This is a genomic window from Streptomyces sp. NBC_00086 (assembly GCF_026343255.1).
Taxonomy (GTDB): Bacteria; Actinomycetota; Actinomycetes; order Streptomycetales; family Streptomycetaceae; genus Streptomyces.
Map to the genome: position 1 here is coordinate 1,042,800 of NZ_JAPELZ010000001.1, position 19,465 is coordinate 1,062,264.

Genomic DNA, 19,465 nt, shown 5'->3' on the forward strand with positions numbered 1-19,465 from the left:
TGCCCTCCACCGGCATATGAGAGGCTAAGCAGGGCATGCTTACGCAGATGCCACTGATTCCGGCCAATGGAATCTCATATGCACGATCAATGGAAAGCGTCGGACAAGCACGGGCGAGCACCGGGCACGCGCGAGGCGGGCAGGGTCAGGCCGGGCCAAGCCCGGGAGCGGGCGTGAGCACGACGCAGGAAAGGGAGGCGCCCCATGGCCGTCCTCGTCATCGGAGACGCACCCACCGAAGCCATCGAGGCGGCCGGGCTGCGGATCCAGGCGTGCCGGAACGACGCCGACGACCCCCTGCCCGCCACCCTCACCGGGATCGACGCGGTGGTCCTCTCCCCCGGCGCCACCCCTGCCGCCCTCCCCCTCGTCGGGCCGGCGCTGGCCGCCGAAGTGCCCGTCCTGGCACTGGGCGAGGGAGCCCGGCTGCTCACGGAGGCGGCGGATACGAGGCTCCGCTCCGCGGGCGACACCACCGACCCCGTGCTCGGCGGCGGCTCCGCGGTGCACGGGTTCCGCGTGGGCGCCAGCGCCTGGGTGCTGCCCGTCTCCGACGAGGCCGACCGCGCACTACTGGGCCGTTTCGCCGCATTGGTTGCCGCGCGCACCGAAACCACCGCCACCCGCGCCTTCTTCACGCCCCGGGCCGCCGCCTGGGAGGAGCGGTTCGCCTACCAGACCCCGGCCTACGAGGCCGCCGTCGCCCGGATGCGGCTGCGCCCCGGGCAGCGCGCGCTCGACCTGGGCTGCGGCAGCGGCCGCGCCCTGCCCGCGCTGCGGGCCCTGGTCGGAGCCCGCGGCACGGTCATCGGCGTCGACCTCACGCACGCCATGCTCACGGCCGCCGCCCGCGCGGGCCGCGGCGGCCCGGCCCGGCTCCTGCTCGCCGACTGCGGGCGCCTCCCGCTGCCGGCCGGCGCCGTCCACGGCATCTTCGCCGCCGGGCTCCTGGACCACCTGCCGCATCCGGGCGCCGCCCTGCGCGAGTGGGCCCGGGTCACGGCCCCCGGCGGGGAGTTGCTGCTCTTCCACCCCTCCGGCCGTGCGGAGCGGGCGGCCCGCCACGGTCGGGCCGTCAGTCCCGACGACCTCCTGGCCGAACCGAACCTGCGTCCGGCCCTCGAAGCGGCGGGCTGGCACGTGGCCGCGTACGAGGACGCCCCCACCCATTTCCTGACCCGCGCCACCCGCTGACCCCGCCGGGGCGGGGCTCCGCTCAGCCTCCGGAGCGGCCGGCGGTCCGAGCCGCCAGGCGGTCCAGCAGGCCCTGCTTCACGTCCGGCCATTCCGGGCGCGTGATGCTGTACACCGCCGTATCGCGGATCCAGCCGTCGCGCATGACCATGTGGTGCCGCAGCACTCCCTCGGGCTTGGCGCCGATCCGGGTGATCGCCGCCCGGGACTTCGCGTTCCGCACGTCCGTGAGCAGCTCGACGCGGTTCATCCCCAGCGCCTCGAAGGCGTGCGTCAGCATCAGCAGCTTCGCCTCGGTGTTCGCACCGCTCCGCTGCCAGGACGCGGCGAGGAAGGTCCAGCCGATCTCCAGCCGCCGGTTCGCGGTGTTGATCACCATCAGCCGGGTGGACCCGATGACCCGTCCCGTCGCCGCGTCCACGGTCGCGTACGGGATCTGCGTGCCCGCCGCCCGTGCCGCGATCGCGTCCTCGATGAAGCCCCGGACATCGTCCGGGTGCGGGACGATCGTCACCGCGAGCTCCCACAGACTGCCGTCGCGGACCGCCTCGCACAGCCCGTCGTGGTGGCGGAGCTCCAGCGGCTCCAGCCGCACCCGCTCCCCCACCAACTCGGCCGTCGCCGACCCGTCCACGTCCACCTGCTGCATGCCCGACCTGCCCGTTCCTCGTGGTTGCGCGCCAACACGCGGACCCTATCGGCGCGGCTGGGCGCCCTCATCCGGTTTTCCGCCGCCCCGGCCGGGCAGGGTCGGAGCCGGCCGTCGCGCCGAGGGTCGCGGTGGATTCAGAGCCAGCCGTTGCGCCGGAAGCCCCGGTGGATGACGAAGCACGCGACGACCATCACTCCGAGCACGAAGGGGTATCCGTAGGTCCACTTCAGTTCGGGCATGTGCTCGAAGTTCATGCCGTAGACCCCGCAGACCATCGTCGGGACGGCGATGATGGCCGCCCACGCGGTGATCTTGCGCATGTCCTCGTTCTGGGCGACCGTCACCTGCGCGAGATGGGCCTGCAGTATCGAGTCGAGGAGGGCGTCGTACGCGCCGATCTGGTCGGTGGCACGGGTCAGATGGTCGGCGACGTCCCGGAAGTAGGTGCGCATCTCCGGCGGGATGACCGGAATCGGCAGGGTGCTCAGCTGCTGGAGCGGCCGTCCCAGCGGGGCCACCGCCCGGCGCAGTTCCAGCAGTTCGCGCTTGAGCTGGTAGATCCGGCCGGCGTCCCCACGGCCCCCGTGCTCGCTGAAGACCATGGTCTCGACGGCGTCTATGTCGTTCTGCACCGCGTCCGTGACGGCCACGTACTCGTCGACCACGTGGTCGGCCAGTGCGTGCAGGACGGCGACCGGCCCCTTGGCCAGGTGCTCGGGGAAGACCTCCAGCTCCTCGCGGACCGACCCGAGGGTGCCGCGGCCGCCGTGCCGGATGGTGATGACGAAGTCGTTGCCGGCGAAGGCCATGAGCTCGCCGGTCTCCACCACCTCGCTGTTCGCGGTCAGTTCCTCGTGCTCCACGTACCGCACCGTCTTGAACACGGCGAAGAGGGTCTCGTCGTAGCGCTCGATCTTGGGCCGCTGGTGGGCCTGGACCGCGTCCCCGACGGCGAGCGGGTGCAGGCCCAGCAACTCGGCGAGCCCGGCGAACTCCTCCTGCGAGGGCTCGTGCAGACCGACCCAGACGAAACCCTCGCCCGTCTTGCGGACCCGGCGCAGCGCCTCGCCGACATCGGCGTGGCCGTGGCCGTCCTGGCGCACGCCGTCCCGGTACACGATGCAGTTGACGACGGCGCTGCCGAGCGGGGAGCGGACCGGGTGACTGAGGTCGACCGCCCGCCGGTAGCTGCGGCGCACGGCCCGGCGCAGGTTGCTGAACATGGACAACGAACGTACTCCCCTTCGGCGGAACAGCGGCCAGTGTGCCACCGGCACGCGGACCGCGGGACCACGGAGCGGCCGCGTGAGCGTCCGCGTGAGCGGCCTCCGGCCTAGGACCGGTCGATGAAGACGCTCGTGGACTTCACCCGTGCCGTCGCCCTCGCTCCGACCTCCAGGCCCAGTTCCTCCACGGCCTCCCGGGTCAGCAGCGACACCACGCGGTGCGGTCCGGCCTGGATCTCCACCTGGGCGTCGACCGTGCCCAGTTTCACGCCCGTCACGATGCCGGGGAAGGCGTTGCGCGCCGAGGTGTACGCGGCCTCCTCGCCGTCGCCGCCCTCCTGCGCGACCTCCACGCAGAACGCCGCCAGGTCCGGCCCGTCGACCATCCGCCGGGTACCGTCGCGATGCGTCGGGAACCGCTCCGCGTCGGCCCACCGCCGGGCCGTGTCTACGCTGACGCCGAGCAGCCGCGCCGCCTGGCCGATGGTGTAGGACTCCATGCCCGCAGCCTAAGCCCTCCGCGACCGGTCCTCGCAGGCCAGGGGGCCCGCCCGGCCCGCGCGAGATCCCCGTGGGGTCCGACCCGAAAGAGGCGGCCTAGCCGAGCGCCCCCGCCGCCGCCCGCGCGACCGCCGCCGCGACCATCGACAGCGCGGGCGAGTCCAGCTTCCACTGCTGCCAGTACAGCGGGATGTCCAGGCTCCGCCCGGGCGCGATCACCACCAGCTTCCCCGCCTCCAGCAACGGGTCCGCCTGCACCATCGGCAGCATCGCCCAGCCCAGCCCGGCCGCCGTCGCGTCGCAGAAGCCCTCCGAGGTCGGCACGTAGTGACGCACCGTGGACGCCCCGGCCGCCGCGTCCCCCGTCAGCGCCCGCACGAACTCGTCCTGGAGCAGGTCCAGCCGGTCGAACACGACGACCGGCGCCCGGCGAAGGTCCCGCTCCACCGCCTCCCGCAGATGCCGCGCCGCGAACTCCGGGCTCGCCACCGGCAGGTACCGCACGAGCCCCAGCCTGCGCACCGTGCACCCCGCCACGGGCACCGGCTGTGAGGTGACCGCCGCCATCACGCGCCCGTCCCGGAGCAGTTCGGTGGCGTGCGCCTCGTCCTCCCGGTGCAGTTCGAAGGAGACCGGCGGGTCCTGCGGCACCCCCGTCAGCGCGGGCAGGAACCACGTGGCCAGCGAGTCCGCGTTGACCGCGATCGGCAGCCGCACCGGGCCCAGGCCCTCGGCCATGCCGAGCTCGGCCCGCGCGTCGCGCTCCAGCCGGACCAGCTGCCGCGCGAAGCGTACGACGACCTCCCCGGACTCGGTCGCCCGTACGGGCTTGGTGCGCATCAAGAGCACCCGCCCGGTCCGCTGCTCCAGCGCCTTGACGCGTTGGCTGACGGCGGACGGGGTCACGTGCAGGGCGGCGGCCGCCGCGTCGAAGGTGCCCTCGTCGATCACCGCGAGCAGGGTCCGTACCTGGTCGACAGGCAGCTCATCCATCACGCCGGCTAATGGTACGTAAGAATCTTTAGCTGTACTCCTCGCCGCGCCGCTCCTTACGGTCGAAGACATGACACACGGCATCATCACGGCGGCCCTCGCCGGCTTCGGCACCGGTCTTTCCCTCATCGTCGCCATCGGCGCCCAGAACGCCTTCGTCCTGCGCCAAGGCGTACGCCGCCAATCGGTCCTCCCCGTGGTCGCCATCTGCGCCCTCTCGGACGCAGCGCTCATCGCCCTCGGCGTGGCCGGCGTCGGCGCGTTCGTCACCGCCTGGCCGCCCGCCCTCACCCTCGTCGGCCTCGTCGGCGGCGCCTTCCTGATCGGCTACGGGGCCCTGGCCGCCCGCCGGGTGCTGCGCCCCGACCCGGGCGCCGCCCTCGCCGCGGACTCCACCGGCAGGGCCTCCGGCTCCGCCTCCGCCCGGCGCGCCGTGCTGACCTGCCTGGCCATGACCTGGCTCAACCCGCACGTGTACCTCGACACCGTGCTGCTGCTCGGGTCCATCGCCGCCGGCCGCGGCGACCTGCGCTGGGCCTTCGGCGCCGGGGCCGTCCTGGCGAGCCTCATCTGGTTCGGCGCGCTCGGCTACGGCGCCCGGCTGCTGAGCGGCCCGCTCGGCAAGCCCTCGGCCTGGCGGGCCCTGGACGGCCTCGTCGCGGCGACCATGGTCACGATGGGCGGCCTGCTCCTCGTCCGGGCCTGACCCTCCGCCCCCGCGCGTACGTGGCTTCCACCCACCGAGGTCCACCCCATGGACACTCCCCGAGTGGGTACGGATCACCCTGCCCCGCCACCTCACACGTCACCTCGTACGTCATCTCCCCGCCCTTCCAGGAGCCCCCGTGCCGGATCAGCCCCCGCCTCCGCCCGCGTCCCCCTCCACCGATTCGGCCCGCGCCTACTACGCCGCCCAGCCCTCCCCCCTCGTGGCCGCCACCGGCATCGTGCTGGACCAGCGCGGGCGGGTGCTCGTCCTCACCACCTCCTACAAGGCGGAGCTGGAGCTCCCGGGCGGATGCGTGGAGGACACCGAGACCCCGGAGGAGGGACTGGCACGCGAGCTGAAGGAGGAGCTGGACCTGAGCGTGCCGGTCGGGCGGCTGCTCGCCGTGGACTCCCGCCCGCCGGGGCCGCTCGGCCGCTCCCTCGTCGTCCACGTCCACCTCGTCGGACCGCTCACGACCGAGGAGGCCTCGGCGATCTCCTTCCCGGACGGGGAGATCACCGAGGCGCGCTGGCTCAGCCCGGAGGAGGCCTACGAGGCCCTGTCGACCCCGAAGGCCTCCCGCCTGCGCGCCTCCCTTGCCGCCCTGTACTCCGGCTCTCTCGCCCACCTGATCGACGCGGTCCCGCAGCCCGGATCACCGGCCGGCCTCGACCCCGCGCGCCGGGCGGAGCTGGAGCACGCGAACGCCTACGACCCCGCCGGCCACCGCGCCGCCCGCCCCAAGGCCCTCACTGCGGCGAGCGTGCTGTTCACCGACTCCGCGGGCGGGGTCCTGCTGGTGCGGCCCGCGTACGGCGATCCGGACCACTGGAACCTGCCCGGCGGCGGCATCGACAGCGACCTCGGCGAGATCCCGCGCGACGCGGCCCGCCGCGAGATCCTCGAAGAGCTCGGCCTCGACCTCGCCCCCGGCAGGCTGCTCGCCGTCAACTGGTCCCACCGGTCCGGCTATCCGGCCCGGGTCCGCTTCCTCTACGACGGCGGCACCCTCGACGCCACCGCCCTGGCCCGGATCCGCCTGCCCGAGGCGGAGCTCCTCGCATGGCGCGCGGTCCCCCCGGCCGAACTGCGCCGGTTCGCCAAACCGGCGCTCCGCCGCCAGATCGAAGCCTGCCTCTCGGCCCGCACCACGGCCGCCGGCCCCCTCGAACTGCACGCGGGGCGACGGGTGGATCAGACCTAGACAGCGAAGAAGGCGGCGCCGCCGGTCGATCCGGCGGCGCCGCCTTCCTGCTTCGGGTGGGTCAGGTCAGAAGAGGTTGGCGACGCTGGTGGCCCAGCCGCCCCCGCCGACCAGCAGACGGCTCATCGGGGATTTTGCTGCACCAAACAGACGTCCCGGTCCCCTACGGGCTACTTCGGCTCGGTCGCGAGCTGGATCAGGTTGCCGCAGGTGTCGTCGAAGACGGCGGTGGTGACGGGGCCCATCTCCAGCGGCTCCTGCGTGAAGCGGACGCCGAGGCCGCGCAGGCGCTCGTACTCCGCGCTGACGTCGTCGACGGCGAACTGGGCGAGCGGGATGCCGTCCTCGACGAGCGCGTCCCGGTAGGTCCTGGCGGCCGGGTGGGCGGCGGGCTCCAGGAGGAGTTCGGTACCGCCGGGCTCTTCGGGCGAGACCACGGTCAGCCACCGGTGCTCCCCGCCCAGCGGGACGTCGTGCTTCTTCACGAACCCGAGGATCTCGGTGTAGAAGTGCAGGGCCTTGGCCTGGTCGTCGACGAAGACGCTGGTCAGGTGGATCTTCATGGGGTGCTCTCTTCCGGTCCGGACGGGTCGGGCAGGCGCCATCGCTCGGCGATCTGCCGCAGCGGGGCCGTGTTCAGGTCATGGAACTTGTACCGGCCTTCCCGCCTGGTCTCGACGAGTCCGGCGGCCTCCAGCACGGCGAGGTGCTGCGAGACGCCCTGGCGCGAGATGCCGAGCCGATGCTTCATCGTCAGCCGCGAGCAGATCTCGAACAGCGTCTGCCCGGACTTCTCCGCGAGCTCGTCGAGGATGGTGCGGCGGGTCGGGTCGGCCAAAGCTCTGAAGAGTTCGTCGGCCACCCCCACAGGATAGGCAAGCAATCACTTGCCTATCAAGTCGACGACGACTTCGTCCGGAGGCGAATCCTTTTCGGACCCGCCCGCCTCTTGTCCGTGTACCGGCCGACCGGGCCGAGTAGGACACAGGAGGAAACACCCATGATGATCACCAGCCTCGTAGTGCTCGGCACCCTGCTCGTGGGCGCGTGCAGCTGGCACCTGCTGCGGCGCTACAAGGGCCGGATCTGAGCAGAGCCCGTGCCGAACGCCTACCGGGAATGAGCACCACATGAACCAACGCTTCGCCTGGCCGGACGAGCGGCTGATCAAGGCCGCCCAGGACGGCGATGTCACGTCACTCACCACCGTCGTCATGGAATCGCAGCCGCACGTACGCAAGTTCGCCCTGTCGCTCTGCGCCTCGCCGCAGGACGCGGAGGACGCGGCGCAGGAGGCGCTGATCATCCTCTACCGGAAGATCGGCAGCCTGCGGGCCACCGGCGCCCTCGCCTCGTGGATGTTCCGGATCGTGCGCAACGAGTGCCTCCGGCAGCTACGGACGCTCGCCTCGCGGCGCGAGGAAGCGCCGGCCGCACCGGCGCCCACGGAACGGTCCGCCGAGGACGCCGTGCTGCACGGGCTGGAGGCGGAGCGGATCGCGGCCGCCCTCAGCTCCCTCCCCCGCGACCAGCGGCAGATCCTGATCCTGCGGGACGTCCAGGGCCTGCCCGGCAAGACCGTCGCCGATGCGCTCGGCCTGAGCACGGCCGCGATGAAATCGCGGCTGCACAGAGCACGCGCGGCACTGCGCCACTCACTGGCGGCGATCGACCAACCCGTCCAAGGAGACTCACGACCGTGAACACCGTCGACAGCGTGAAGCCCGTCAACACCCCGGGGCCCGCACGACCCTCACAACCCGCAGCGCCCGAAAGGAACTTCGCCAGCGCGTCCGTCCCGCGCCACCTGGCGCGCGGCGCCATCGGCTTCGGCCTGATCATCGGCTCGATCGCCCTGGTGCCCGTCATCGGTCCGGTCGCCCTGCTGGCGGCCGCGCCGGCCCTCGTCGTCTTCCGCGGCTGCCCCACGTGCTGGCTGGTCGGCCTGGCACAGACCGTCTCCCGCGGCCGCCTGGAACGCCAGTGCGCGGACGGCGCCTGCACCCTCACCAAGGCGCACCCGGCAGCGAAGTCGGCGCGGTAGCCGGCAGCCCGGCGGACGAACAACTCACTTTCACCCGTATCGGGTTGAATCAGGATTTTCGTCAAGGCGTCGACGGGTCGCGTGCAAGGATGTCGGCCGTGACCAGTTCGCCCTCCTCGCCCGTGGCCGAGAGCACGCCCCGCTCCTACGGCCTGGGCCCCCGCGCCGCCGCCCTGCTCGTTTTCTGGTCGTCGGCCGCGGTCCTGGTGGTGGAGATCGTCGCCTTGCGGCTCCTGGCTCCCTACCTCGGCCTCACCCTCGAAACCAGCACCATGGTGATCGGCATCGCCCTCACCGCGATCGCCCTCGGCTCCTGGCTGGGCGGGCGCCTCGCCGACCAGGTCAATCCACGCCGGCTCATCGGCCCCTCACTCGGGCTGTCGGGAGCGGTCGTGGCGCTCACCCCCGCCGTGCTGCGCACCACGGCCGAGTGGGCTCCGGCGATGCTCTTCCTGATCGCGGCGCTGACCATCCTCGTGCCGGGCGCGCTGCTCTCCGCGGTGACGCCGATCGTCACCAAGCTACGTCTCACCAGCCTCGCCGAAACCGGCACGGTCGTCGGCCGGCTGTCCGGCGTCGGCACCGTCGGCGCCATCTTCGGCACGGTCCTCACCGGCTTCGTCCTCATCGCGCGCCTGCCGGTCAGCGGCATCCTGATCGGCCTCGGCACCCTGCTGGTGGCCGGCTCGGCACTGACCGAGTGGCGAACCCGGGGGTGGACCGGCGCTCCCGCCCTCGCACTCGTGGTCCTAGCCGGCGGCCTCGCCACGACGGTCGCACCGGGCGCCTGTGACACGGAGACCCGGTACCACTGCGCACGGGTCGTCGCGGACCCCGACCGGGGCAGCGGCCGCACACTCGTTCTGGACGGAGTGCGGCACTCCTACGTGGACGTCGACGACCCGACCTTCCTCAAGTTCGAGTACGTCCGCGCCATCGCCGCGGTCGTCGATGCCTCCTTCCCCAGGGGCGAGGCACTGGCCGCCCACCACCTGGGCGGCGGCGGCCTCACCTTCCCCCGCTACCTCGCGGCCACCCGGCCCGGCACGCGCAGCCTGGTGTCCGAGATCGACAGCGGGGTCGTGCGCATCGACCGCGACCGACTGGGGCTGAGTTCACAGGGCGGCATCGACGTGCGCGTCGAGGACGGCCGGCTCGGCCTGCGGCGCGTGGCCTCGGCCAGCCGCGACCTCGTCGTCGGCGATGCCTTCGGGGGCGTCAGCGTGCCGTGGCACCTCACCACGGTGGAAGCGATGACCGACGTACGGCGGGTGCTCGACGAGGACGGCCTGTACGTGGCCAACCTCATCGACCACGACGATCTGGCCTTCGCACGCGCCGAAGTGGCCACCATCGCCAAAGCCTTCGGACACGTCGCCCTCGTCGGCGAACCGGCCGACATCGGCCTCGACCCGAGCGCCACCCGCAAGGGCGGCAATCTGGTGGTGGTCGCTTCCAACCGGCCGATCGACGCCGCCGCGACCCAGACAGCGCTGGACGCCGGGCAGACGGGCTGGAAGATCACCACCGGCAACGGCCTCACCACCTGGATCGACGGCGCCCGACCGCTCACGGACGACCACGCACCCGTCGACCAGCTCCTCCAGGCCTACGGCCCGCGGAGCAGCGGGTAAGGGGACAACACCCCCGGAAACGGGAAAGGCCGTTCTCTCACGGATGAGAGAACGGCCTCCGACCTGCGTTTCCGCACAGTCGGGACGACAGGATTTGAACCTGCGACCCCTTGACCCCCAGTCAAGTGCGCTACCAAGCTGCGCCACGTCCCGATGCCCGTTGACCTGGGGTTTCCCCTGGTTGAACGCGCAGGAGAACGATACCGCACTTCGGGAGGTGGTCGCGCGCACCTTTCCTCTCCTTGGCGGGGCGAGGGTGAAACGAGCGGGTGTTGACCTCAAGTCCGCTTCAGGTTGCACGATCGGTCCATGACACCGACAGCACCCGTGGACGCACGCCACCGCTACGAAGACCTGCGGGGCCTCATGGCCCTGATGACCGGGGCCGAGAAGCACGGTCCCGCCGCCACCTCCACGCTCGACGCGCTGTGGGTGCTGTACGACCGGGTCCTACGGGTCGGGCCCGCCAGCGCCGGGGATCCGGGGCGGGACCGGTTCCTGCTGTCGAAGGGGCACGGGCCGATGGCCTACTACGCCGTCCTCGCCGCCAAGGGGTTCTTCCCCGTCGACTGGCTCAGCGGGTTCGGCGCGTACGGCTCGCCCCTCGGGCACCACCCGGACCGCACCTTGATCCCCGGCGTGGAGATCGGCAGCGGCTCCCTCGGGCACGGGCTGCCGCTGGCCGTCGGGAGCGCGCTCGGGCTGCGGGCCCAGGGGCTCTCCGACCCGGCCGTGTGGGTGCTGATCGGGGACGCCGAGCTGGACGAGGGAAGCAACCACGAGGCGATCGCGTACGCCGGTTCGGCCGGTCTGGAGCGGCTGCACACGATCGTGATCGACAACGACTCCGCGACCCACGGCTGGCGGGGCGGCATCGCCTCCCGTTTCGAGGCGGCCGGCTGGTCGGCGGTCACCGTGGACGGCCGGGACCACGCGGCGCTGCACGCGGCCTACGCGACACCTCATCCGGGCCGGCCGCACGTCGTGGTCGCCCGGGTCGAGAAGAAGCAGTGAAGAAGCAGGAGCGGCAGCGGTGGAGACGGCATCAGAGAGATTCGAGGGGGAGACATGGACACCATGCGCGAACGGTTCATTTCGGTCACATCGCGTGCGCTCGATGAGGATCCCCGGCTGGCCCTCGTGCTGGCCGAGATCACCATGGACGGCTTCCGGCCCGCCCGGGACCGCCATCCCGACCGGGTGATCAACGTCGGGATCCGCGAGCAGCTGCTGGTCAGCGTGGGCGGCGGGCTGGCCCTCACCGGGCTGCGCCCGGTGGTGCACACCTTCGCCAGCTTCCTCGTGGAGCGGCCCTTCGAGCAGGTCAAGCTCGACTTCGGGCACCAGGGCACGGGCGGGGTGCTCGTCAGCGCGAGCGCGAGCTACGACTGGCCGGCCGGCGGGTTCACCCACATGGCGCCGGGCGACGTGGCCCTGCTGGACACCCTGGACGGCTGGACCGTGCACGTACCCGGCCACCCGGACGAGGCCGAGGCGCTGCTGCGCCACGCCTACGCCGCCGGGGACGACAAGGTCTACGTACGGCTCTCCGCGCAGTCGAACACGGCGGCCCGCCCCGTCACCGGCGGCCCGGAATTCCAGACCGTACGGGAGGGCCGCGCGGGCGTCGTCGTCGCCGTCGGGCCCCTGCTCGACAACGTCCTCGCCGCGACCGAGGACATGGAGGTGAGCGTGCTGTACGCGCCGACCGTACGGCCCTTCGACGACGCGGCACTGCGCGCAGCCGTCGGGCACGGACCGGCCGACGTGGTGCTGGTCGAGCCGTACCTCGCCGGGACCTCCACGGCTGCCGCGAACCAGGCGCTCGAAGCGGTCCCGCACCGGGTGCTCGGCCTCGGCGTCGGCCGCGCCGAGCTGCGCCGCTACGGGACGATCGAGGAGCACACGGCGGCCCACGGACTGGATCCGGCCGCGCTGCGTGCGCGGATCGCCGCCTTCATGCCGCGGTGACCGGCCCCTTCGGCCCGGGGCGGTCCAGTTCCGGATGGGCCGCCGCCAGGCGCTTGGGGGCCGCCTGGCGCCAGGAGTCGATCAGGATCGAGCGCAGCTCCGCCGCGTCCTCCACCGCCGCGAGCCGGACCCGGAGCCACGCGTAGTTGTCGTCGTGGCCGGGTCGTATGAAGAACTTCTCCGGCTCCGCCGCGATCAGCTCGGCGCGGTCCTCCTGGGGACACTTCACCCCGATCGAGGTGTCGTCGTCGGCCAGCGCCGCGAAGATCTTCCCGCTCTTCCCGTTCGCTCCGCCGCCCACCCTGAACGTGGGCATGCCCCAGGCCGGTTTCTCGCTGCTGTCCGGGAGCGACAGCGCGATCTTCCGGACGTCCTCCGCCGTCGTGGCCATCCCCCGACTCCTCTCCGGTCCGCCCCGGTCCGCTCCAGTCCGCTCTGGTGCCGTCCCTCGTCTTCGACCGTAGCCCGGGGCACTGACATTCACCCGCGGGCCGCGAGGTCCTCCCGGTGGTGCACCAGCTCCACCAGCTCCGCCGCCAGCGCCTTGACCTTCGCGAGCCCCGCCAGGCCCCACCGCCTCGGCACCACGTCCACCGCGCACACCGTCCCGAGAACGATCCCGCGACGGTCGGTCAGCGGGGCGCCCGCGTAGGAGCGCACCCCGCTCTCGTCCACCACGGCGTTGCCCGCGAAGCGGGCGAAGTCCCGTACGTCCTCCAGCACCAGCGCGCGCCGCCGTACCACCACGTGCGGGCAGTACCCGTGGTCCCGGGGGAGCGCCCGCGCCGGATAGCCGCTCGCCGGGGCTTCGGGCGCGTGGTGCAGGCCGGCGAAGAACTGCCGTTCCTCGCTGATGAAGTTGATACCGGCATAGGGCGCGTCGAGCTCGTCCGCGACCCGCCGCGCGAACGCGTCCAGCTCACCGTCCACCCGCTCCCCCAGCCCCAGTTCGCGCAGTCTCAGCACGCGCGCGGGCGCCTCCCGGTCCACCGGTGTGAGCAGCAGGTGTCCGGTCGATTCGTAGTAGGTCATGGTGTCTCCCCCACATCGTCGGGTACGGCGTACGCGTCCGGTTCTTCGCATCGAGCAGGTGGTGGACCAGGGCTGCCAGCACCCCCGTCGCGGAGCTCGGCAGGCGTGCGTCGCAGCGCACGACGGGCACGTCCGGGCCGAGCCCCATGGCGTCCCGTACCTCGTCGGCGGTGTAGCCGTGCCCGCCGTCGAACTCGTTGACGCCGACGATGAAGCCGATCCCCCGCCGCTCGAAGAAGTCCACGGCGGGGAAGCAGTCGGCGAGTCGGCGCGTGTCCGCGAGCACCACCGCCCCCAGCGCGCCGGCGCACAGCTCCTCCCAGAGGAACCAGAAGCGCTGCTGGCCGGGGGTGCCGAAGAGGTAGAGCACGTGCCGCTCGTCCAGGGTGATCCGGCCGAAGTCCAGCGCCACGGTCGTGGTCGTCTTCGCCTCGACCCCGTCCAGCGGGTCGGCGGCCTCGCTCAGCCCGCTCAGCAGCTCCTCCGTGCTCAGCGGCTCGATCTCGCTGACCGCGCCCACGAAGGTGGTCTTGCCCGCCCCGAACCCGCCCGCGACCAGGATCTTCAAGGTCGCGGAGGATTCGCGGGCGGCCGGGTCAGAGCCGTTTGCGCAGGCCATCGAGCACCGCCAGGAGGAGGGACTGGTCGTCGTCGGCGAAGGAACCGCCGTTCGGGAAGCAGGGTGCCCGTACCGTCACGGCCCCGTGTTCCATCAGGTCGCCGAGGACGACCTTGACCACCACCGCCGGCAGCCTCAGGTGTCCCGCCACCTCGGCGACGGTGACCGCGGCCGAGCCGGCGCACAGCCGGAGCGCGAGGGCGTGCTCGGCGCCGAGCGGCGCCCGCGGACGCACTCCGGTCGCCGTCACCAGTGACAGCAGGTCGAGGGCGACGGACGGTCGCGTCCGCCCGCCGCTCGCGGTGTACGGACGGATGATCCGGCCCGCCGAATCGTCCAGCCACGGTGCGTCGCGCGGTCCCCCCGGTGCCGTCGCCCCCCTCGCACGGGCCCTCATCGCTCCACGTCGGGGACGGGCCGCCTCGGCGGGGCCGCGAGGTACGGACGGACGCTCTTGACCAGCATGGCCATCTCGTAGCCGAGCACGCCCGCATCGGCCTCCCGGTCGGCCAGTACGGCCAGGCAGGTGCCGGATCCGGCCGCCGAGACGAAGACGAGGGCGGTGTCGAGTTCGACCACCACCTGCCGTACCTCGGCGCCCTCCGCGAACCGGGATCCGGCGCTGCGGCCCAGCGCGTACAGCCCGGAGGCGAGGGCCGCCAGGTGGTCGGCACTGTCGGCGTCGAGCCCGTGCACGCAGGTGACGAGCCCGTCGGCGGTCAGCAGGACCGCGCTGCGCGTGTACGGCACCCGCTGGACCAGGCCGCTGAGCAGCCAGTCGAGGTCCGAGAGCCGACTGGTCGTGGTCGCCACTTCGCCGCCCATGGGGGTGCGCTCCTTCGCTGTCGGGTGAGAGGCCGGGGTCACGTCTGGTGCTCCGACTGGGCGAGGCCGAAGCCCCGTTGGAAGGCGGCCATCAGGCCGGGGTCGTGCACGGGCCGTTCCGCGCCCTCGGCGCCGTTCGGCCGGGGTACGGGGGCCTCGCGCAGCTGGGGCACGAGATGTTCCTGGGCCCGCCGGCGGGGCAGCGGCGGCCGTTCCGCGCCGTCCCGGGCGGCGGGTACGGGCAGTGGTGGCGCGAGCGGCGCCACCACGGTCTCCGGCGGCGCCGTGACCGTGGGCGCGGCAACCGCGGACGCCCCGGCCCTGGTTGCCTCGACCGTGGGCGCCATCACCGTGCCCGCCGCCATCACCGCCGCTTGCGCGACCGCCGGTTCGGCAGCGCGAGGCTCCGCACCGCGGTGCTCGGCACCGGCAGCTCCCGCACGCACCGGTGCCGCGCCCGCACGCCGCGTACGAGGCGCCCTGCCCGGTGCGCCGGCGTCCCAGCCCGGCACCACCGGCGGGGCGCCGGAGGGCTCCGGCGCGGGCGGGGGAACTCGTACGGGCTCCGGCGCGGGTACCCGTACCGGCTCCAGCCGTGGCGCGCCCGTCCCCTCGCCGGTCCCCCAGGAGGTGGCCCGGGAGCCGCCCAGGGCGTCGGCGGCGCTGGGCGCCTCGGCCCCCAGCAGCTCCCGGGGCAGGACCAGTACGGCGAGCACGCCACCGTAGATGTTGGACTTGAGCTCGACGGCGATCCCGTGCCTGCGGGCGAGCGCCGAGACCACGAACAGGCCGATCCGCCCGTCGGCCAGCAGCTGCCGGACGCTGATCTGGTCGGGGTCTCCGAGCAGGGCGTTCATCCGGTGCGCTTCCTCGGGCGGCATGCCGAGGCCCCGGTCCTCCACCTCGACCGCGATCCCGGCCGTGACCCGCTCCGCCCGCACCACGACATCGGTGTCGGGGGCGGAGAACACGGTGGCGTTCTCGACGAGTTCGGCCAGCAGGTGCACGACGTCGGCGACGGCGTGGCCGCGTACGGAACCGCCCGCGGGGGGCACGACCTTGACCCGGGTGTACTGCTCGACCTCCGCGACCGAGGAGCGCAGCACCTCGCTCAGGTCGACGGGCCGGGTCCACTGGCGGCGCGAGGCGGCTCCGCCGAGCACCGCGAGGTTCTCCGCGTGGCGCCGGATCCGGGTGGCGAGGTGGTCGACGTGGAAGAGCTCCTTGAGCAGGTCCGGGTCCTCGACCGTGTCCTCCAGGTCGTCCAGCAGCGAGATCTCGCGGTGCACGAGGGACTGGAGGCGGCGCGCGAGGTTGACGAAGACCTCGACCTTGCGGTCGCTGTCGGAGGGCGCGACGGGGCCGCCGAGGCGGACCAGGGTCGCGTGGGCCTGTTCGCGGGCGCCGCGCAGCTCCTGCGAGAGCAGCCAGAACTCGTCGATCCCCGCCGTCTCCGCACCGAAGGACGGCGCGGCCGGTCCGCCGCGCACCGGGCGGGCGGGCAGCTCGCCGCGCTCCAGCCGGTCGGCGGTGGTGTGCAGCTCCTGGCGGCCCCGGACGCTGGAGCGGCGCAGCGCCTCGCAGCGGTCGCGCACGGTCTTGGCCGCACGCTGGGCCCCGAGAAGGGCGGCCGCGAGCGCGCCCGCGAAGAGCAGGGCGCAGCCGCTGAGCACCGGCCACAGCCGGGGGTCGCGCGCGCCCGCGCCGCCGCCGAGCTGGAGCGCGAAGAGCACCGCGGCGGCGCCGCTGAGCCCGGCGGCGAGCGTGGGCAGCAGGGCGGCGCGGATCAGCTGGGGCCGTATCTGCCGACCGGGACCGGTGACGGCGTGTCTCGACGGGGAGTGGCGGGCGGCGCGGAGTCCGGACATCGGCGTCCTCGGTAGGTGGGGCCCGGCCCCCGGGCTTCCCGGGATCCGGTGTTGATCACCGGATACCCACGCTAGACCGCACGATCGGCCCCAGGACGGCCAGTTGGGGAACTTCGCCCGGGTGCTTCCCGCTCCCGATGGAGCGCTCGTACGACAGCCCGAATGCGCCGGGAGCGCGCACTCCCCGGCGCCATGCGGGCACGCGCCGCCTCCTGGAGCCCCCGCCCGCACCTCGCCCCTCTCCCGCCCCACGACTGCGGCCCGACTACCGGGGAGTCACATGCTCGACCTCGGCACATGCAACTTAAATTCAAGAATTACCTGGGTAGATGCAGCGCTATAGGACTGCTAGAGTCCGCATGCGCTGCTCACAATAGAGTGGCGATATGGCCGAGTCCGTACCCCTGGCCTGCCCCTGAGCGGCGTACATCCGCGAGGCAGGCAGCCGTTGTGATGCCGTGACAGCTCCGCACCGACGACTCCCGTGCCGCTCCGGCTCAGCCGATCGCCCACCCGCCATCGCCACCGCCGCGCCATCGCCCATCAGCCATCACCCATCAGCAGTCACCCACCACATGGGGAGATCCACATGACCGCAGGACTTCTGCGCCGCTTCGCCGCGGGCAGGACGCTGCTCCTCGGCGCCGTACTGACCCTGGCCGTACCGGGAACCGCCCACGCCAACACCGTGAGCGTGACCGTGAAGACCCCCGGGGCCACCAGCGGACCCGCCACCTCCAGCTCCGAGATATCCACCCACGCGGACTGTTCGAGCGGCCTGATCTCCGGCGGCGGGATCGACCAGGCCCTCGGCACCGGGGCGGTGAACGGCAACCACGTCAACGGCACCTCGCCCAGCTCCAACGGCACCAGCGAGTACCTCGGTTCCACCGGGGTCGTCGGAACCGACGTGACGCACTGGCTCGGCATCGGCGGAAGCGGGGGCCAGGTGAACGCCGGCTTCTCCAGCACCCCTTACGCGGTGTGCTTCACCAGCAACCTGATCAACCACACCCAGGTCGTCATGACCAAGGTCGGCGCGCCCACCACCGGCTCGACGGTGGGGCTCGTCACGGCGACCTGCCCGGCCAACACCCGTCTGCTCGGCGGCGGAGCCCGCACCACCCCCGGCAACACCGGCTCCTTGAAGGCGATCGCGAGCTTCCCCACGTTCAACAACTCCGCCCACGGCTACGGCGCGAAGGCCGCGGCGGACGGGGAGACCAACCCCGACTCCTGGTCCGCCGTCGGGTGGGACAACAACAGCAACGCCGCCAACCAGACCTTCGCCTACGCGATCTGCAGCGGGAGCGGCATCAACGTCAGCGGTGTCAACGTGAAGGTCCGCTTCAGCGAGGTGAGCGGCCCGACCACCGGCAGCACGGGCCTGAAGGCCACGGTCACCTGCGGTGGCGGGGACGGGAAGCTGGTCAGCGGGGGCGCCGCCATCAGCGGGGGCAACGTCACCACCACCAACTTCACCGGACCGGCCTCGGGCGGCGACCACCTCAACGGCAGCTACCCCAGCGACTCCAGCGCCAATCCCGTGAGTGACGGGGCCACCACGGCGGCGTCCTGGACGGCCTTCACCCACACCGGTGGATCGTCCTCACCGAACACCAAGACCGACGTGTGGGCGCTCTGTGCCGACGACGGCGTCTGAGTCACCGGCAGCACCACCCGTGCCACCCGCTCCACCCGCACAACGCCGCATCCGAACGACGACCGCTCTCGTGCCACGTCCGCCGCGCGTTGACCCCAGAAAGACAGACAACCGATGAACAAGAAGTCCCTGCGCCGTTCCGTCCTGGCGAAGGCGCTGATCCCCGGCGCCCTGATCGCCCTGGCGGTCCCGGACATCGCCTACGCCGACGTCGCGGGCGTCACCGTGACGGTCCCCGGAGCCACCATGGGCCCCACGACCACCTTCACCGGTGTCTCGTCCCGCGCCGACTGCGCCGACGGACTCGTCTCCGGCGGCGGGGTCAACCAGACGATCGGCACCGAGAGCACGCGCAACGGCAACCACGTGCTGGGCATGGCTCCCAGCCCCGACGGCCTCACCGAGTACACCGAGTCGCCCGGGGTCGTGGGCACCGACGTCAGGCACTGGCTCGCGTTCGGCGGCAGCGGGGGCAACGCCGGCCCCGCCTTCTCCACCACGGCGTACGCGGTCTGCCTCTCCACCCCGCGGATCAGGCACACTCAGGTCGTCATGAACCAGAAGGCCGGGCCCACCGCCCCGCAATCGTCCGAGGCGGTCGTGGCGACCTGTCCTGCCGGCACGATGCTGCTCGGCGGCGGCGTGCGGAACACTCCCGCCAGTGTCGGCAGCCTCAAGCCGATCGGCAGCTTCCCCACCTTCAACGACGCCGCGCACGACTTCGGCCGGAAGCCCGCTGCCGAAGGCGAGGTCAACCCCGACTCCTGGACCGCGGTCGGGGGGATCGGCGGCGGACACGGCAACAACGGCAACACGACGTTCGCCTACGCGATCTGCACCGGGGACCGCGTCAACGTCAGCGGCATGACCACCGAGGTCCACTTCCGCGAGGTGACCGGCCCGACGGGACCCGGTACCGGCCGGACGGCGACCGTCGGCTGCGCCGACGACAGCGGACAGGACCGGCGCGGACGCGGCCGTCACGGAGAGCAGGGCGACAAGAGCCTCCTGATCAGCGGAGGCGCCGCCGCCAGCGGAGGCGACGTGACGACGAAGGGCTTCACCAAGGCCGGCTCGGGCGGCACCCACCTCAACGGAAGCTTCCCCAGCGACTCCGACGGCAACCCGGTCGCCAACGGATCCACCACGGCGGCGTCCTGGACGGCCAGCATCCACGCCGGGGGATCGCCCTCGCCGGACACCTACACCGACGTCTGGGCGCTCTGCCTGACCATGAACCGCGGCCACCGGCACCACTAGCCCTACCCGGGTCACAGCCGACCCCCACAACACCGCGGAGCGGGACCTCCCGACCCGGGAGATCCCGCTC

The 19,465-nt window shown here is 72.7% G+C and carries 22 protein-coding genes and 1 tRNA gene; 10 read left to right on the forward strand and 13 right to left on the reverse strand.

Annotated elements, in window-relative coordinates; all coding sequences use genetic code 11:
• Positions 1–204 precede the first annotated feature (204 nt).
• The gene (locus tag OG276_RS04775) at positions 205–1,194 is read left to right on the forward strand and encodes a methyltransferase domain-containing protein (RefSeq protein ID WP_266903047.1); all 990 of its coding nucleotides are present in this window, start codon (positions 205–207) and stop codon (positions 1,192–1,194) included.
• Between the two features lie 22 nt (positions 1,195–1,216).
• On the opposite strand, the gene OG276_RS04780 is transcribed toward OG276_RS04775, so the two are convergent.
• From OG276_RS04780 to OG276_RS04795, 4 genes are all read right to left on the reverse strand, one after another.
• Positions 1,217–1,843: a GNAT family N-acetyltransferase gene (locus OG276_RS04780; RefSeq protein WP_266903048.1), complete on the reverse strand. Its 627-nt coding sequence runs from the start codon at positions 1,841–1,843 to the stop codon at positions 1,217–1,219.
• Between the two features lie 137 nt (positions 1,844–1,980).
• Positions 1,981–3,069 (reverse strand): magnesium and cobalt transport protein CorA, encoded by a 1,089-nt coding sequence (locus OG276_RS04785; protein ID WP_266903049.1) that lies wholly within the window; start codon positions 3,067–3,069, stop codon positions 1,981–1,983.
• A gap of 110 nt (positions 3,070–3,179) precedes the next feature.
• On the reverse strand, positions 3,180–3,572 hold the full coding sequence (locus OG276_RS04790) for a molybdopterin-binding protein (RefSeq protein WP_266903051.1): 393 nt from the start codon (positions 3,570–3,572) through the stop codon (positions 3,180–3,182).
• 97 nt (positions 3,573–3,669) lie between these two features.
• Entirely contained in the window at positions 3,670–4,566 is an 897-nt protein-coding gene (locus OG276_RS04795; protein WP_266903053.1) for a LysR family transcriptional regulator ArgP, read from the reverse strand.
• Between the two features lie 70 nt (positions 4,567–4,636).
• On the opposite strand from OG276_RS04795, the gene OG276_RS04800 reads away from it, so the two are divergent.
• Together OG276_RS04800 and OG276_RS04805 are read left to right on the forward strand one after the other, a co-directional pair.
• Positions 4,637–5,272 carry a LysE/ArgO family amino acid transporter gene (locus OG276_RS04800; RefSeq protein ID WP_266903054.1) on the forward strand — a complete coding sequence of 212 codons (636 nt, stop codon included), beginning with the start codon at positions 4,637–4,639 and terminating at the stop codon, positions 5,270–5,272.
• Positions 5,273–5,411: 139 nt separating this feature from the next.
• Entirely contained in the window at positions 5,412–6,479 is a 1,068-nt protein-coding gene (locus OG276_RS04805; protein WP_266903055.1) for an NUDIX hydrolase, read from the forward strand.
• 170 nt (positions 6,480–6,649) lie between these two features.
• Here OG276_RS04805 and OG276_RS04810 read toward each other — a convergent pair whose 3' ends face one another.
• Both OG276_RS04810 and OG276_RS04815 read right to left on the reverse strand, forming a co-directional pair.
• Positions 6,650–7,042, reverse strand: a complete 393-nt coding sequence (locus OG276_RS04810) for a VOC family protein (RefSeq protein WP_266903056.1) — start codon at positions 7,040–7,042, stop codon at positions 6,650–6,652.
• Entirely contained in the window at positions 7,039–7,341 is a 303-nt protein-coding gene (locus tag OG276_RS04815; protein ID WP_266903058.1) for a helix-turn-helix transcriptional regulator, read from the reverse strand. The genes OG276_RS04810 and OG276_RS04815 overlap by 4 nt, the downstream gene beginning before the upstream one ends.
• Positions 7,342–7,609: 268 nt before the next feature.
• Here OG276_RS04815 and OG276_RS04820 point away from each other — a divergent pair, with 268 nt between their 5' ends.
• The 3 genes from OG276_RS04820 (at position 7,610) to OG276_RS04830 (ending at position 10,157) form a co-directional block, all read left to right on the forward strand.
• Positions 7,610–8,182, forward strand: coding sequence for an RNA polymerase sigma factor (locus tag OG276_RS04820; protein WP_266903060.1), 573 nt, complete (start codon positions 7,610–7,612; stop codon positions 8,180–8,182).
• 14 nt (positions 8,183–8,196) lie between these two features.
• Positions 8,197–8,523 carry a hypothetical protein gene (locus OG276_RS04825; protein WP_266912523.1) on the forward strand — a complete coding sequence of 109 codons (327 nt, stop codon included), beginning with the start codon at positions 8,197–8,199 and terminating at the stop codon, positions 8,521–8,523.
• Positions 8,524–8,621: 98 nt separating this feature from the next.
• The gene (locus tag OG276_RS04830; protein ID WP_266903062.1) at positions 8,622–10,157 is read left to right on the forward strand and encodes a fused MFS/spermidine synthase; all 1,536 of its coding nucleotides are present in this window, start codon (positions 8,622–8,624) and stop codon (positions 10,155–10,157) included.
• 79 nt (positions 10,158–10,236) lie between these two features.
• Here the strand turns inward: OG276_RS04830 and OG276_RS04835 are convergent.
• Positions 10,237–10,310: transfer RNA gene (locus tag OG276_RS04835), tRNA-Pro, on the reverse strand.
• A gap of 156 nt (positions 10,311–10,466) precedes the next feature.
• On the opposite strand from OG276_RS04835, the gene OG276_RS04840 reads away from it, so the two are divergent.
• A complete protein-coding gene (locus OG276_RS04840) occupies positions 10,467–11,171 on the forward strand; it encodes a transketolase (RefSeq protein WP_266903064.1) in 705 nt (234 codons plus the stop codon).
• A 54-nt stretch (positions 11,172–11,225) separates the two neighbouring features.
• On the forward strand, positions 11,226–12,128 hold the full coding sequence (locus tag OG276_RS04845; protein WP_266903066.1) for a transketolase family protein: 903 nt from the start codon (positions 11,226–11,228) through the stop codon (positions 12,126–12,128).
• Here OG276_RS04845 and OG276_RS04850 read toward each other — a convergent pair.
• The 6 genes from OG276_RS04850 to OG276_RS04875 form a co-directional block, all read right to left on the reverse strand.
• Entirely contained in the window at positions 12,115–12,519 is a 405-nt protein-coding gene (locus OG276_RS04850; protein WP_266903068.1) for an MmcQ/YjbR family DNA-binding protein, read from the reverse strand. The genes OG276_RS04845 and OG276_RS04850 overlap by 14 nt on opposite strands.
• Before the next feature lie 89 nt (positions 12,520–12,608).
• Entirely contained in the window at positions 12,609–13,160 is a 552-nt protein-coding gene (locus OG276_RS04855) for a GAF domain-containing protein (protein ID WP_266903070.1), read from the reverse strand.
• Positions 13,048–13,728, reverse strand: a complete 681-nt coding sequence (locus OG276_RS04860) for an ATP/GTP-binding protein (RefSeq protein WP_266903072.1) — start codon at positions 13,726–13,728, stop codon at positions 13,048–13,050. Before OG276_RS04860 ends, OG276_RS04855 begins: the two co-directional genes overlap by 113 nt.
• Before the next feature lie 28 nt (positions 13,729–13,756).
• Positions 13,757–14,176 carry a DUF742 domain-containing protein gene (locus OG276_RS04865; protein ID WP_266903074.1) on the reverse strand — a complete coding sequence of 140 codons (420 nt, stop codon included), beginning with the start codon at positions 14,174–14,176 and terminating at the stop codon, positions 13,757–13,759.
• Entirely contained in the window at positions 14,173–14,604 is a 432-nt protein-coding gene (locus tag OG276_RS04870) for a roadblock/LC7 domain-containing protein (protein WP_266903076.1), read from the reverse strand. The genes OG276_RS04865 and OG276_RS04870 overlap by 4 nt, the downstream gene beginning before the upstream one ends.
• A 38-nt stretch (positions 14,605–14,642) precedes the next feature.
• On the reverse strand, positions 14,643–16,472 hold the full coding sequence (locus OG276_RS04875) for an ATP-binding protein (RefSeq protein WP_266903078.1): 1,830 nt from the start codon (positions 16,470–16,472) through the stop codon (positions 14,643–14,645).
• Between the two features lie 589 nt (positions 16,473–17,061).
• Here OG276_RS04875 and OG276_RS04880 point away from each other — a divergent pair.
• Entirely contained in the window at positions 17,062–18,135 is a 1,074-nt protein-coding gene (locus OG276_RS04880; protein WP_266903080.1) for a hypothetical protein, read from the forward strand.
• Positions 18,136–18,249: 114 nt separating this feature from the next.
• Complete coding sequence (locus OG276_RS04885) at positions 18,250–19,395, forward strand: hypothetical protein (RefSeq protein WP_266903082.1); 1,146 nt, start codon at positions 18,250–18,252, stop codon at positions 19,393–19,395.
• The last annotated feature ends 70 nt before the right edge of the window (positions 19,396–19,465 follow it).

Coding starts and splice junctions, on each gene's coding strand:
- OG276_RS04810 (WP_266903056.1), bottom strand. CDS start 7,042: ATGAAGATCCACCTGACCAGCGTCTTCGTCGACGACCAGGCCAAGGCC.
- OG276_RS04775 (WP_266903047.1), top strand. CDS start 205: ATGGCCGTCCTCGTCATCGGAGACGCACCCACCGAAGCCATCGAGGCG.
- OG276_RS04800 (WP_266903054.1), top strand. CDS start 4,637: ATGACACACGGCATCATCACGGCGGCCCTCGCCGGCTTCGGCACCGGT.
- OG276_RS04840 (WP_266903064.1), top strand. CDS start 10,467: ATGACACCGACAGCACCCGTGGACGCACGCCACCGCTACGAAGACCTG.
- OG276_RS04855 (WP_266903070.1), bottom strand. CDS start 13,160: ATGACCTACTACGAATCGACCGGACACCTGCTGCTCACACCGGTGGAC.
- OG276_RS04795 (WP_266903053.1), bottom strand. CDS start 4,566: ATGGATGAGCTGCCTGTCGACCAGGTACGGACCCTGCTCGCGGTGATC.
- OG276_RS04780 (WP_266903048.1), bottom strand. CDS start 1,843: ATGCAGCAGGTGGACGTGGACGGGTCGGCGACGGCCGAGTTGGTGGGG.
- OG276_RS04790 (WP_266903051.1), bottom strand. CDS start 3,572: ATGGAGTCCTACACCATCGGCCAGGCGGCGCGGCTGCTCGGCGTCAGC.
- OG276_RS04870 (WP_266903076.1), bottom strand. CDS start 14,604: ATGGGCGGCGAAGTGGCGACCACGACCAGTCGGCTCTCGGACCTCGAC.
- OG276_RS04785 (WP_266903049.1), bottom strand. CDS start 3,069: ATGTTCAGCAACCTGCGCCGGGCCGTGCGCCGCAGCTACCGGCGGGCG.
- OG276_RS04820 (WP_266903060.1), top strand. CDS start 7,610: ATGAACCAACGCTTCGCCTGGCCGGACGAGCGGCTGATCAAGGCCGCC.
- OG276_RS04875 (WP_266903078.1), bottom strand. CDS start 16,472: ATGTCCGGACTCCGCGCCGCCCGCCACTCCCCGTCGAGACACGCCGTC.
- OG276_RS04865 (WP_266903074.1), bottom strand. CDS start 14,176: ATGAGGGCCCGTGCGAGGGGGGCGACGGCACCGGGGGGACCGCGCGAC.
- OG276_RS04880 (WP_266903080.1), top strand. CDS start 17,062: ATGACCGCAGGACTTCTGCGCCGCTTCGCCGCGGGCAGGACGCTGCTC.
- OG276_RS04850 (WP_266903068.1), bottom strand. CDS start 12,519: ATGGCCACGACGGCGGAGGACGTCCGGAAGATCGCGCTGTCGCTCCCG.
- OG276_RS04845 (WP_266903066.1), top strand. CDS start 11,226: ATGGACACCATGCGCGAACGGTTCATTTCGGTCACATCGCGTGCGCTC.
- OG276_RS04885 (WP_266903082.1), top strand. CDS start 18,250: ATGAACAAGAAGTCCCTGCGCCGTTCCGTCCTGGCGAAGGCGCTGATC.